The 12224-nt window shown below is 71.4% G+C and carries 12 protein-coding genes; 3 read left to right on the top strand and 9 right to left on the bottom strand.

All coding sequences use genetic code 11. The annotated features are described in order from the left end of the window. Positions 1-92 precede the first annotated feature (92 nt). Positions 93-509 carry a YciI family protein gene (locus tag ABTY59_RS07575; RefSeq protein WP_352017978.1) on the bottom strand — a complete coding sequence of 139 codons (417 nt, stop codon included), beginning with the start codon at positions 507-509 and terminating at the stop codon, positions 93-95. 132 nt (positions 510-641) lie between these two features. Here ABTY59_RS07575 and ABTY59_RS07570 point away from each other — a divergent pair, with 132 nt between their 5' ends. Beyond that, positions 642-1271 (top strand): MarC family protein, encoded by a 630-nt coding sequence (locus ABTY59_RS07570; RefSeq protein WP_352017977.1) that lies wholly within the window; start codon positions 642-644, stop codon positions 1269-1271. 146 nt (positions 1272-1417) lie between these two features. Here the strand turns inward: ABTY59_RS07570 and ABTY59_RS07565 are convergent, their stop codons facing one another. Further along, the gene (locus tag ABTY59_RS07565) at positions 1418-2608 is read right to left on the bottom strand and encodes a winged helix DNA-binding domain-containing protein (protein ID WP_502995340.1); all 1191 of its coding nucleotides are present in this window, start codon (positions 2606-2608) and stop codon (positions 1418-1420) included. 4 nt (positions 2609-2612) lie between these two features. Then, entirely contained in the window at positions 2613-3413 is an 801-nt protein-coding gene (locus ABTY59_RS07560) for an alpha/beta fold hydrolase (protein ID WP_352017975.1), read from the bottom strand. Between the two features lie 161 nt (positions 3414-3574). On the opposite strand from ABTY59_RS07560, the gene ABTY59_RS07555 reads away from it, so the two are divergent. Next, the gene (locus ABTY59_RS07555; RefSeq protein WP_352017974.1) at positions 3575-4426 is read left to right on the top strand and encodes a helix-turn-helix transcriptional regulator; all 852 of its coding nucleotides are present in this window, start codon (positions 3575-3577) and stop codon (positions 4424-4426) included. A gap of 42 nt (positions 4427-4468) precedes the next feature. Here ABTY59_RS07555 and ABTY59_RS07550 read toward each other — a convergent pair whose 3' ends face one another. Genes ABTY59_RS07550 through ABTY59_RS07540 form a run of 3 tightly spaced genes read right to left on the bottom strand, consistent with a single transcriptional unit; the run spans position 4469 to position 7404 of the window. Further along, positions 4469-5527: an aldo/keto reductase gene (locus tag ABTY59_RS07550; protein WP_352017973.1), complete on the bottom strand. Its 1059-nt coding sequence runs from the start codon at positions 5525-5527 to the stop codon at positions 4469-4471. 9 nt (positions 5528-5536) lie between these two features. Next, complete coding sequence (locus ABTY59_RS07545) at positions 5537-6403, bottom strand: alpha/beta fold hydrolase (RefSeq protein WP_352017972.1); 867 nt, start codon at positions 6401-6403, stop codon at positions 5537-5539. Positions 6404-6426: 23 nt separating this feature from the next. Then, positions 6427-7404, bottom strand: coding sequence for a DUF5937 family protein (locus ABTY59_RS07540; RefSeq protein WP_352017971.1), 978 nt, complete (start codon positions 7402-7404; stop codon positions 6427-6429). A gap of 86 nt (positions 7405-7490) precedes the next feature. On the opposite strand from ABTY59_RS07540, the gene ABTY59_RS07535 reads away from it, so the two are divergent. Next, entirely contained in the window at positions 7491-8696 is a 1206-nt protein-coding gene (locus ABTY59_RS07535; protein WP_352017970.1) for an MFS transporter, read from the top strand. A 1-nt stretch (position 8697) separates the two neighbouring features. Here ABTY59_RS07535 and ABTY59_RS07530 read toward each other — a convergent pair whose 3' ends face one another. The 3 genes from ABTY59_RS07530 to ABTY59_RS07520 all read right to left on the bottom strand — a co-directional run bounded on the left by ABTY59_RS07530 (position 8698) and on the right by ABTY59_RS07520 (position 12098). Next, complete coding sequence (locus ABTY59_RS07530; protein ID WP_352017969.1) at positions 8698-10881, bottom strand: FtsX-like permease family protein; 2184 nt, start codon at positions 10879-10881, stop codon at positions 8698-8700. Between the two features lie 68 nt (positions 10882-10949). After that, complete coding sequence (locus ABTY59_RS07525; protein WP_352017968.1) at positions 10950-11624, bottom strand: ABC transporter ATP-binding protein; 675 nt, start codon at positions 11622-11624, stop codon at positions 10950-10952. Positions 11625-11687: 63 nt separating this feature from the next. Beyond that, positions 11688-12098: a hypothetical protein gene (locus ABTY59_RS07520; RefSeq protein ID WP_352017967.1), complete on the bottom strand. Its 411-nt coding sequence runs from the start codon at positions 12096-12098 to the stop codon at positions 11688-11690. Positions 12099-12224: the final 126 nt, after the last annotated feature.

Below are 12224 nucleotides of genomic sequence, written 5' to 3'. Positions count from 1 at the left end.
AACTCCAGGGGTGAAGCCCCGAACGGCTGTGTGGCCATGGTCGGGGCTTCACCGCCAGGCTTCGTGCTCGAAGTTCTGCGCCCGGGCGGAGGTCAGTCCTGGCTCGGGCCGCCCTCGTCGATCGGGCGGATGACCACCGGGTACTCCGGGGAGCCCGGGGGGACCGGGCAGCGGGCGACCTGGGCGGCGATCTCCGTGACCCGCTCCAGGGAGTCGCAGTCGAGGACCCAGAAGCCCGCGAGGACCTCCTTCGTCTCGGCGTACGGGCCGTCGGTGACGACCGGCTCGCCCTGGGCGTCCACCGTGACGAAGCGGGCCGCGGACGGGGCGGCCAGGCCCTGGGCGTCGACCATCTCGCCGCGCGCCGACACCTCCTCGTTGATCGCGTTCATGTGGTCGAACATGGCCTTGAGCTGCGTCTTGTCCCAGGCGGGGCTCTGCGCCGAGCCGCGGCCCACCATCGCCTCGTAGTCGACCTGCGTCCCCTGGACCATCACCAGGTACTTCATGACGTCCTCCTCGTTCGTTCTCGCTGTCACGTCCTCTCGCAGCACAGTCGGAGCCGGGCCGGTGTTCTCGACACCGCGCGGACAGGAACCGGGAAAACGGGAGAAACCACTCCACCGCCCCATCATTCCGGTGTGAACGCATTCACCTTCTCCGCCGCCTACATCACCTTCTTCTCCGTCGTCGGCCCCCCGAAGGTGCTCCTCGCCTTCGCCGGCCTCGCCCAGGCCCACGACGTCCGCCAGCTGCGGACCATCGCCCTGCTCTCCTCCGGCGCGGCCGTCCTCGTCGGCCTCGTCACCGGCATCACGTCCCCCTGGCTGCTCGACCTCTTCCACATCAGCACCCCCGCCCTCCAGCTCGCGGGCGGGGTCATCTTCTTCATCTACGCCGTCGGACTCGTCCTCGGCCTCCACCTGGGCTCCGACACCGCCCACGACGACGCCCCCGACCTGGTCAGCGGGGTGCGCGAGCTGCTCATGCCGTACGTCGTGAGCCCGCTCGCCATGACCGCCGTACTCATCGAGGCGTCCGAACGGGACTCCGTCAGCTGGCGCTCGACGGTGGTCGGCGCGTACGTGGCCGTCATCGCGCTCGACCTGGTCTGCGTCCTCGTCCTCGCCCCGATCCTGCGCCGCACCCACCACGCCACGATCGAGCTCCTCGGCCGCCTCCTGGGCCTGCTGCTCGCCGCCGTCGGCGTCGACCTCGTCCTCGACGGCCTCTACGACCTGGGCGTCCCGGGCCTGGAGGCCCGTCATTGACCCGCGGCGAGCTCCGGGTGCCTTGCGGCCCGTCATCGTCCCGTGGCGAGCTCCCGTGCCTGGGGGCCCGTCATCGTCCCGTGGCGAGCCCCCGTGCCTTGCGGCCCGTCATCGACCCGTGGCGAGCTCCCGTGCCTGGGGCCCCGTCATCCTCCCGCGGCGAGCTCCCGCTCCAGCGGTGTCCGGAAGCGGGGCGTCACCCGGACGTCCCCCACCCACCCCGCGAGCCGCTCCGCCTCCGCCGCGATCGCCCGCTCCGCCTCCGCGCCCACGTCGGCGAGGAGCCGGTGGGAGATCCCGCCGTCCGGGCCCTGGGCCCAGCCGCCGACGATCCGGCCGTTCCACCACACGGTCGGCCCGATGTTCCCGCTGCGGTCGAACAGCGCCGCCCGATGCTCCTGGTCCAGATACCAGTCACGGCCCTGCCACCCCATCGCCGTCGGGTCGAGCGCGGGCAGCAGCGCCGCCCACGGCTCCGGCTCCGGCACGGGCCCGAGGTCCTCCGGCAGGACGAACCCCGTCCCCGCCTCCACCGTCACCGACCGCGCCCCGACCGCCGCGAGCGCCCTCCGCACGTCCGTGACCTTCCACCCCGTCCACCACGTCAGGTCCGCCTCGGTCGCGGGACCGCACACCCCCAGCCACCGCCCGAGCAGCTCCGCCCGCGCCTCGGCCGGATCCCGTACGGGGTGGGCCTCGGCGAGCGCCCAGCGGAAGCGGCTCGACGTCCACGAGCCCTGCGGCCGACCCCGTACGATCCGGCCCTCCATGCCGAGCACCCGCAGCACCCGGCTCGCGACGGACTGCACGCCCTCCTGACGCGTGCCCGGCCCGTACACGTACTCCGACCTCAACCTCGGTACGGCCGCGCCGAGTTCCGTCCCCGTCGCCTCGCCCCGGGCGCCCAGCTCGGCGAGGACCAGTCGCTCCGTCTCCGCGAGCCAGGCCCCGTCGAAGTCGCTGCCGGCCGCCAAGTGCCTGAGGAGCACGGTGCGTTCGCGGACCGCGGCCGGCTCGGTCGTCGAGGCCTGGACGGCGGCGGCCAGCGAGGACGGGAAGACGAAGACCGTGTGCCGCATCCCGTGCATCCGGACCAGCGCCCCGTCCTCGTACAGCGCCCGCTCCACCGCCCCGACCGGCTCGACACCCCCGGCCAGCCGGGCGGCCACCGCGAGGAACACGCTCGCCGGATCCGTCGCGTGCAGCGCCACGAGCGCGCCCCCGACCTCCTCCGCCGACCCCGCACGCCGGCTCCCCGCCAGCCGGTGCCGCACCCCGAGCCGGGCCCGGCGCTCCGCCGCGTCGATCACTCTCGTCTCACCCATGGGGCCAAGCATCGCCTCAGGCGGCGGCCGGGCCGAGGAAATCCGCCACCGTCTTCACGAACTCGTCCTCCCTCTCGAAGAACATCACGTGCCCGGCGTCGATCTCCGCGTACGAGCTGCCGCCGATCGACGCGGCCAGCTCCCGGCTGTGCTCCACCGGCACGGTCGCGTCCTGCGTACCGCCCACCACCAGCGTCTCCGCCGTGATCCGGGGCAGCAGTCCGCGGATGTCGACCGTGAGGTCGAGCTCGACGTGCCGCAGGGTGCCGGGCGTGGGCGGCATGTTCGGGACGAGCGCCTCCACGCCCTCGCGGCCTATCGAGTTGAGGAAGCCCCGGCTGAACCCGGTCATCGTCACGAACCGGCCGAAGCCCGCCGGGTCGTTCTCGCCCAGCCGCTTCCACAGCGTGAACATGTTCCGCAGGTACTCGTCGCCCTCGGTGTGCGCCCACCCCGCGACCAGCACCAGCCGGTGGACCAGGTCGGGGCGCAGGGCCGCGGCGGCCGCGGACACCACCGACCCCATCGAGAAGCCGAGCAGGTCGACCGGGCCGAGGCCCGCGTCCTCGATCACCGCGACGACCTGCGCGGCGAGCGTCTCGACGGTCAGCGCGCCGCCGTCGTCGGCGGTCCGGTCCGCCCCGGACAGGTCCAGGGTGATCACCCGGCGGTCACCGGTGAAGCGGGGCGCGGTCTGCCCCCAGTTGACGGCGGCGCCGCCGGAACCGGTGCCGTGGACGAGGAGGAGGGCGGGGCCGGTGCCCGAGCCCTTGACGTCGTAGTGGACGTGGGCGGTGCCGACGGTGACGGTGGCCATGATCTGCTCCTGGGGAACGAGGGGTGAGCCCCACCGGAGTTCCCTGCGGAACCGCCCGGTGGCTGACACCGATGACCCTGCCGCCCGCCGGAAGCCCCCGGGAGAGCCCTCCTGACCCTGGGACCGGCGATCCCTGGATACGGCGCCCCGCACCCGGCACCATGATCGGCATGACGATCGACCGCCGTGAACTCGCCGACTTCCTGCGCCGCTCCCGCGAGCGGGTCCGCCCCCAGGACGCGGGCCTCCCGGCGGGGCCCCGCCGCCGCACCCCCGGACTGCGCCGCGAGGAGGTCGCCCAGCTCGCCGGCATGTCCGCCGACTACTACATCCGCCTGGAGCAGGCCCGCGGCCCGCAGCCCTCGCCGCAGATGCTCGCCGCGCTCGCCCGGGCCCTGCGCCTCGACACCGACGAGCGCGACCACCTCCACCTCCTCGCCGGCCACCGCCCGCCCGCCGGCGTCACGGCCGGCGACCACGTCGCCCCCGGCCTGCTCCACCTGCTCGACCAGCTGGACACGACCCCCGCGCAGGTCCTGAGCGACCTGGGGGACGTCCTCGCGCAGAACGCGATGGCGCAGTCCCTGCTCGGCGGGGTGTGCACGGTGTCGGAGCACGGGCGGAACGTGGCCTGGCGCTGGTTCGCGGACGCGGCGGCCCGCACGGCCTACCCGGTCGATGAGCACGCCTACTACAGCCGTCTCCACGTCGCCGACCTGCGCGCCGCCGTCGCCCGCCGCTCCGGCGACCCGGCCGCCACCCGGCTCGTGGAGCGGCTGCGCGGGGCGAGCGAGGAGTTCACGGAGCTGTGGGAGCGGCACGAGGTGGCGGTCCGCCGGCACAGCCGGATGCGGGTCGCGCACCCCGTGATCGGCCCGGTCGACCTGGACTGCCAGGTGCTGCTCGCCCCGGAGGGCGAACAGCGCCTCGTCCTCTACACCCCGCCGCCGGGCACGGACGCGGGGGAGCGGCTGGCACTGCTCCGGGTGGTGGGCACGGAGCAGTTCGCGTGACCGTCCATCGGTGACGGGGACCGGTCCCGGTGTCCGCCGGTGCTACCCCGCCGCCCGCTCGCCGAGCGGGCGGCGCCGCAGCGCCGGGTCGGTGAGGACGCGGGGCCGCCAGGCGCCGTCCGGCTGGTAGAGGTTGGTCCCGGGCGGCACGATCGCGTCGATGCGGTCGAGGACTTCGTCGGTGAGGACGACCGGAGCGCCCTTGAGGAGCCCGTCGAGCTGTTCCCTCGTGCGGGGCCCGATGATCACGGACGTGACGGCCGGGTGCGCGGCGGCGAAGGCGATCGCCAGCTCGGGCAGGGAGCACCCGATCTCCTCGGCGAGCGCGACGAACTCCTCTACGGCGTCGAGCTTGGCGGCGTTCACGGGCAGCGAGGGGTCGAAGCGGTGCGGGGTGAGCGCGGGCCGTCCGCTGGTCAGGTCGATGGCCCGGCCCTTGCGGTACTTGCCGGTGAGGAAGCCGGAGGCGAGCGGACTCCAGGTGAGCACCCCCATCCCGTACTTCTGCGCGGTGGGCAGGACGTTCGCCTCGATGCCGCGGGCGAGGAGCGAGTACGGCGGCTGCTCGGACCGGAAGCGGCGCAGCCCGCGCCGCTCGGCGACGGCGTGCGCCTCGACGATGTCCTCGGGGGGGAAGGTGGAGCAGCCGAAGGCGCGGATCTTCCCCTGGGTGACCAGGTCGCCGAGGACGTCGAGGGTCTCCTCGATGTCGGTCCGGTGATCGGGCCGGTGCACCTGGTAGAGGTCGATCCAGTCCGTCCCGAGCCGCTTGAGGCTGTTCTCGACGGCGAGCGTGATCCAACGCCGGGAGGTTCCGCCCCGGTTGGGGCCTTCGCCGCCGACGGGGAAGTACACCTTGGTGGCGAGGACGGTCGCCTCGCGGCGCCGCGGGTCGCGCAGCGCCTTGCCGACGATCTCCTCGGACTCGCCGGCCGAGTACATGTCGGCCGTGTCGACGAAGTTGATGCCCTGGTCGAGGGCGGCATGGATGATCCGTACGGACTCCTGGTGGTCGGGGTTGCCGACCGCCCCGAACATCATGGTGCCGAGGCAGTAGGTGCTGACGTCGATCCCGGTCCCGCCGAGTACCCGATAGCGCATGCGCGCACTCTAGGAAGTGGAGTGCACTCCAAGGCAAGGGCTTTGGAGCCCTTCCCGCCGGACGAAGTCGAGAATCGCCGTGCCGAGCACCTCGGGCCGCTCCAGGTGCACGTCGTGCCCGGCGCCGGGCAGGCTCAGGCCGTGCAGCGCGGGCCGCAGCCGGACCATCTCGGCGTACTCGTCCCGGCTGATGATCCCGCCCTGCCCGAGGACGACGAGCGCGGGGCAGTCGACGGCCGCCCACTCGTCCCAGAAGGCCCGCCGGGAGTTCTCGTCGAGGGAGCGCTCCATGACGTCGGGGTCGAAGCGGGGCAGGAGACCGCCGTCGCGTTCCTCCAGGCCGTCGGCCCAGCCCTCCCCGACGGCGCGCTTCCCGTCGCCCAGGTAGGCGACGGCCGCCTCCCGCGTGGGGAACGGCACCGGCCACGCCCGCAGCCAGCCCCCGATCTGCTGCGCGAGGCCGGGCTCGGCGCCACCGGGCCCGGCCTCGACGAGGACGAGCCCGCGCGGCAGCCGGGGATGGGCGGCGGCGGTGAGGAGCGCGGTGTGCCCGCCGAGCGACTGTCCGATCAACAGGGGCCGTACGAGCCCGAGTTCCCGGACCACGGCGACGACGTCGGCGACGTACGCGGCACGGGAGACGTCGGCGGGCCGCCGCTCGCTGGCGCCGTGTCCGCGCTGGTCGAGGGCGACGACCCGGTGGCCGGCGTCGCGCAGCAGCCGGGCGGTGGCGTCCCATTCGCCGGAGTGCCCGGCGAGCCCGTGCAGGAGGAGCGTGTCGGGACCGGAACCGCCCCAGTCGCGGCAGGAGAGCCGTACACCGTCACGCACGAGGGTGCGCTCGGCCCAAGGGCCGGTCGGAGAATCGGAGGTCACGGGCTCGTCCTTCCTGACGGAACTCACGGATGCAGCAGTTGGTCGGCGACGGCGGTGCGGGCGTAGAGGACGGAGCGGCCGCTGCGGTGGGCGGTGACGAGGCCGGCGTTGCGGAGGGCGACGAGGTGCTGGGAGACGCCGGCGGCGGACATGCCGCAGTGCGTGGCGAGCTGGGTGGTGGAGGCGGGGGTGTCGAGCTCGGTGAGGAGCAGGGTGCGGGAGCGGCCGAGGACGGCGGCGACGGCGTCCGTGGCGTCGGCGGTACGGGGCTCCCACACGCTCCCGAAACCGCGCGCCGGGTAGGCGAGTTGGGGCGGATCGGGGTGGACGGAGCGGGTGAGGACCTGGGGCCAGGCGAAGACGGACGGCACGAGGAGCAGCCCGGAGCCGGCCTGGTCGCGGGTGAGGGCGCAGTGCCGCCGGACCAGGCGCAGGGTGCCGTCGTCCCAGCGCACGGTCTCGTGGAGCTCGCTCAGGACCCGCGCGGAGCCGTGCTCGGCGACCTGCCGGGCCCGGTGGAAGACATCGGCCTCCAGGACCTTCTGGATGCGGGCCCAGTAGGGAGCGAGGGCGAGTTCCCAGTACGTCTCGATCTCGTCGGCGACCTTGGGGAGGACGGCCTCGGGGTCCTCGCGCAGCACCCGGAGCCGGGCCGCGTCGGCACCGTTCCCCTCCAGGGCGTCGAGATCGTCCCGTACGTCCCCGGCGGGGGCGCGGCGGATGGCGTCGAGCTCGGCTCCGAGGGAGGGGAAGGGCCCGGCGGGGGTGGGGTTGAGGAAGTCGGCGAGGTAGCCGCGGGCGGGGATCAGGGCGGCGAGCCAGCCGCGGTCGAGTCCGGCGCGGACGAGCCGGGGCCGGACCTGGGAGGCCCAGCGCCCGTGCGGGGCCGAGTCGGGGTGGTGGGCGACGACGCGGTAGCTGGTGACGACCTCCCACATGGGGGAGACGGCGAAACGGGTCTGGGCGAGATCGGCGGCGGAGAAGCTGAGACCGGCGTCCATGCGTCGCACGTCCTGGACTAGGAGGATGGATTCGGCCTGAGCTTAATCATTGGAGGGAGGCGGAGGAAGAAAAGCAAGCTCCTCCCATGCCTTCCACCACTCCTCCCTCCGCGTTCCGCGACCTCCCGTCCGTGGTCTGGACGATCTTCGCGGGAACGATCGTCAACCGTCTCGGCTACCTCGTCACCCCGTTCCTGGTCTTCTTCCTCGCCTCGCGGGGAGTGACCGGCGGGGACACCTCGTACGTGCTCGGCGCGCTCGGCGCGGGCAACCTGATCGGCCCCGCCGTCGGCGGCATCCTCGCCGACCGCATCGGCCGCCGCCCCACGATGCTGATCGGCCTGATCGGCGCGGCGGCGGCGCAGGGCGCGCTGTTCCTGGCGCCCGGGGTGTGGACGATGGCGGCGGCGGCGCTGCTGATCAGCGCGGCCGGCAGCACGGTCTCCCCGGCGGCGTACGCGCTGCTCGCCGACGCCGTCGACAGCGAACGGCGGCGCCGCGCGTACGCCCTCTTCGGCTGGGGCGTGAACATCGGCACCGCGGTCGCCGGCGTCCTCGGCGGCTACCTGGCGGCCCAGGGCTACTGGCTCCTGTTCACGGTCGACGCGGGCTCGATGCTGCTGTACGCGCTCGTGGTGACGTTCCGCCTGAAGGAACCGGAGCGCGAGACCGCCCAGCGGCAGGAGGACGACGGAATCGGCTACGGAGTGGTGCTCCGGGACCGCCTGGCCCTGCTCCTGCTCCCGCTCTTCGGCGTGCAGCTCTTCGTGTACTCGCTGACCGAGGTGGCGCTTCCGCTCGCCGTCCGCGACAGCGGCCTCTCGCCGGCGGTGTACGGGGCGATGGCGGCCGTCAACGCGGTCATGGTCGTCGCGCTGCAGCCCTTCGCGACGGCGTGGCTGGCCCGCTTCCCGCAGCTGGTGGTGCAGAGCGCGGGCAGCGCGCTGATCGCGGTGGGCGTCGCGCTGACCGGCCTCGCCGACGGCGTCGCCGGCTACACGGTGTCGGTGGTCGTCTGGTCGCTCGGCGAGGTCGTCGTCGCGGGCATCGCGGCCGGCGTCTTCGCCAACCTGGCCCCGGCCCACGCCCGGGGCCGCTACCAGGGCGCGTTCAGCTGGACCTGGGGGGTGGCCCGGTTCGGGGCGCTGACCCTGGGCGTGACCGCGTACACGACGGCGGGCCCGGGGGCCCTGTGGTGGACGGCGCTCCTCGCGGGCACGGCGACGGCGGCGACGACGCTGACGCTCCGCTCCCGCGTGGACGCCCGGACGACCCACACCCTGGCGGCGTGACCTAGTCCCGCCGGATGTGCTCGGGATCGACGTGCCGCCGCACCATGGGAAGGGAGGCGACGGCGGCGGCGAGCATGACCCCGACCGCACAGGCGAAGAGCAGGGGCAAGCCGTCCCAGTCCCAGTGCACGGCACCGCCGCCGGTGATCAGGTAACTGGACTCGGCGAGCCACCCGGCAACGATCGCCGCCCCAAGCCCCACCGCCAACGGCACCACCACCTGCACCACCTGCACCACCCGCAAGGTCCCGGCCCGAGCCCCCAACAAGACCAGCGCGGCCACCTGCCCCCGTCGCTCCATGGCCCGATCGGCCACGGACACGACAAACGCGGCAACCCCGATGACGAGCCCGAGCACCATCCCGACGACGAGCAGACTCCGAATGACGGTCAACTGAGCGAGCGAGTCGATGACGATCCCAACGGGCTCAACGGAAGCGGTGGGAGCCACCGCCCCGATCCCATCGAGTACCTCCCGCACGGTCGGGGCGTCGGAAGAACTGACGAGAACGAAGCGCGCGCCTGAGAGGTAAGTGCCTTGGGGAAGGAAGGAGGGGGGAATGAGCAGGCTGGGGCCGGCGAACTCTGAGGGCTGGTAGGCCCGAACGGTCACAGCGTCGTGAGGAACAGATGCCTTCAGCTTTCGCCCATCGCTGAGCAGGAACGTGAAGTTGCTACCGGGGAGGGCGTCCTCATCAAGCGGGAACGTGGGATCCTCAATCCTCAAGACCCTGTTGTCGATGCATCCCTGCGCTGTCTCGGTGAAGGCAGCCAACTGGGCACATGTAGCGACGATGCTTCGGATCCTGGGGAGTTCCTGCTCCATGGTGGGCACCCATGAGTCGGCGGTCAGCCCATGAGCTAGTACTCCACTCAAGCCCGCGATCTGCGAATGCTGCCGTGTACTCAGCTGTGAGGCCGACAGGCTGTACTCCTGGACTGGAGCTGTTCGTCGAGTGACCTGATCCAATTCGATGAGTACACCCTGTGTGAGAGAAGCACCGAACACCATCAGCACGAGGCCAGTGACAACCCGCAGTGCGCTACCAGGATCGACCTCCGTACGCCGCATGGCCAATGACAGAGGTAGTGATGTCGAGGATGCTGCCAGACGGCCTGAGAGCCAAGAGGTAATCGGAGCCAGGCCGAAGACAAGCCCCGCTCCAGTCATCAGTACGGCGCCAGGAACCAGTACTGCGCTACCGGAGCCGCCGGACGGATCTCGCCCCATCGCACTCAGCAAGCAGTATCCGCCGATGATCCCGAGCCCGGGTACCAGCAGCAATGTCCCGTGCTTCTTCGGAGGTCTCCGTTCCCCGGTGCGACGAACGCTGATGGGTGACTGGGCCGCCCGTCGAGCACTGAACTGCCCGACGACCCACGCGAGGGCCGGACACCCCAGCAAACATACGGCGATGGTTGCCCCCTCGGGGCGCCCGTCCGCTGGAAACCAGTGCAGGCCCGGCAGTCCGATCCGGGCCATGATCTCGTTGATCCCGAGATAGCCGATAAGCCCGATCACCGCCCCGGCACCAGAAGCGACGACGGTTTCCCCAGCATTGACCCGCAACGTGTCCTTCACGCTGAGGCCGACGAGCCGAAGCGCTGCGAGTCGGCGCGCGCGAGATTCTCCGGAGAGTCGTGCGCAGACGGAGAGGAAGATGACGAGGGGGAGCAGCACGATGCAGCCGAGAGTGAACCGCAGGATGTCCAGGGTGCTGGGGTCGATGACCTCATGCTGCGTGTACTTGGAACCGAAGCGGCCGAGTGGCGCAGGCGCACTTAGGCTCTTGGGATCGGTGCCGATGTAGGCGAAAAGGTCGTCGGGCCCGCCGAGTCCCGCTCGTCCGATGGTGCCGATCACACGACCGGGTACAAGCCCTGCGGCGCGTGGGTTGGCTGCCAAGATCTCGCCTAGTTTCGGCGAAACGACTGCTTCGCCCGCCTGCGGGATGGCTTCGACTCCTGGCGGCGGTGGGACTGGTCCGACGCCTGTGCGTCCGATGAAGACACGGCGCAGTGGTTGCGAGCCGTAGGGGTCCAGGAATTCCTGGTAGACGGCGTTCTTGCTCGCACCCGGAACGACCGCGCGACTCGTAACCCTTGCGTCATGGGCCGCGATGATCGTCGGAATGGTGAGTGCGGCAGCCAGGCAAGCAACCCCGAGTGCGGACCCGAGCGCCATCAGGAGAAGGCGGACACGTGCTCTGCGCCCGCTGCCCCCCAGCAGACGCATACCGAGGACGAACGCTTTCACACCGCCACCCGTTGGACCAGTACACCGTCCGACATCGTGTACTGGGTATCGGCCTTCGCGGCGACATCGGCATCGTGGGTCACGATGACCACGGCCGTCTTCTGCCTTCTCGCCAGCTGCAGGAACTCATCCAACACGGCAGCCGCGTTGGCACTGTCGAGCGCCCCGGTGGGTTCGTCGGCGAACACCACGTCCGGGCGGTGTACCAGGGCCCGCGCAACCGCAACGCGCTGACTCTGGCCGCCCGACAGCTTTGACGTTCTGCGCCGCAGTAGATCCCCCATCCCGAGACGCCCTAGTACCTGGGCCGCCATGACGTGGGCATGGGACTTGCTGATACCGGCGAGCCGGAGAGGCAGTGCGGCGTTCTCCTCGACGGTCAGCTCCGGCAGTAGCTCCCCGTACTGGAAGACGAAGCCCAGACGTGTGCGGCGCAGCGCGCTGAGTTCCCCGTCGGGGAGACACGAGAGCTGCACTCCGTCGAACATCACGGCCCCGTTGGAGGGCGGCAGGACGCCAGCGAGGCAGTACAGCAGGGAGGACTTGCCTGATCCGCTACTGCCCATGATGGCGGCCACTTCGCCGCGCTTGAGCGTGAAATCGGCACCGAATACCGCCTGCTGGGTGCCGTAGAAGAGATCCACGCCCTCGGCGCGGAGGATGACATCCATCGTGGTGCGTACTCCCGTGGAGCGGGAGACGCCGACGGGCGTCTCCCGCAGAGATCGACTGCCCTAGCGATTAAAGTGCTTCGTCGGCGAGCAGTTGTCCGGGTGTAGCGAGCCGCGATTCCGGCACACACGCACGTCTGCCGTGCTCGTGTACCGAGTGGCACCGTCGTGGACGAGCTTGTCGATCGAGACCGACTTCCGCTGCACGCCGTCGAAGCGGTTCCACCCATAGCCGTGGACCTTCACCTGCAGATACACGTTGTGGTTGTCGTTCAGGCCGACGTCACGCAGCTTGCCCTTGATGTGGAACGCTCCCTGCTGATGCTCTACGGGTTCCCACTTGTACCGGGCATCCGTGAATTGAGCTCCGCCGGTCCTGAAGACCGCTACTGCATGCCACGAGTCGGCCGCCGCGACCCCCATCCCGCCGAAGAACAACCCCGCAGCAATCGCTGCCGTAGCCAACTTCCTCATCGATACCCCTGGTTGAAGTGAGTGTGCCGACTGGTCATCACAGAAAGTATCGGTATCACTACAGACAGGATCGAGCAGGAACGTGCCTCCAGCCGATCTCCCCCCTATCCAGTGAACGACCCCCTC

The sequence above is a fragment of the Streptomyces sp. NPDC096079 genome (genome assembly GCF_040303145.1).
In the GTDB taxonomy this organism is placed as follows: domain Bacteria; phylum Actinomycetota; class Actinomycetes; order Streptomycetales; family Streptomycetaceae; genus Streptomyces.
This window is presented reverse-complemented; position numbering and strand designations above follow the sequence as displayed.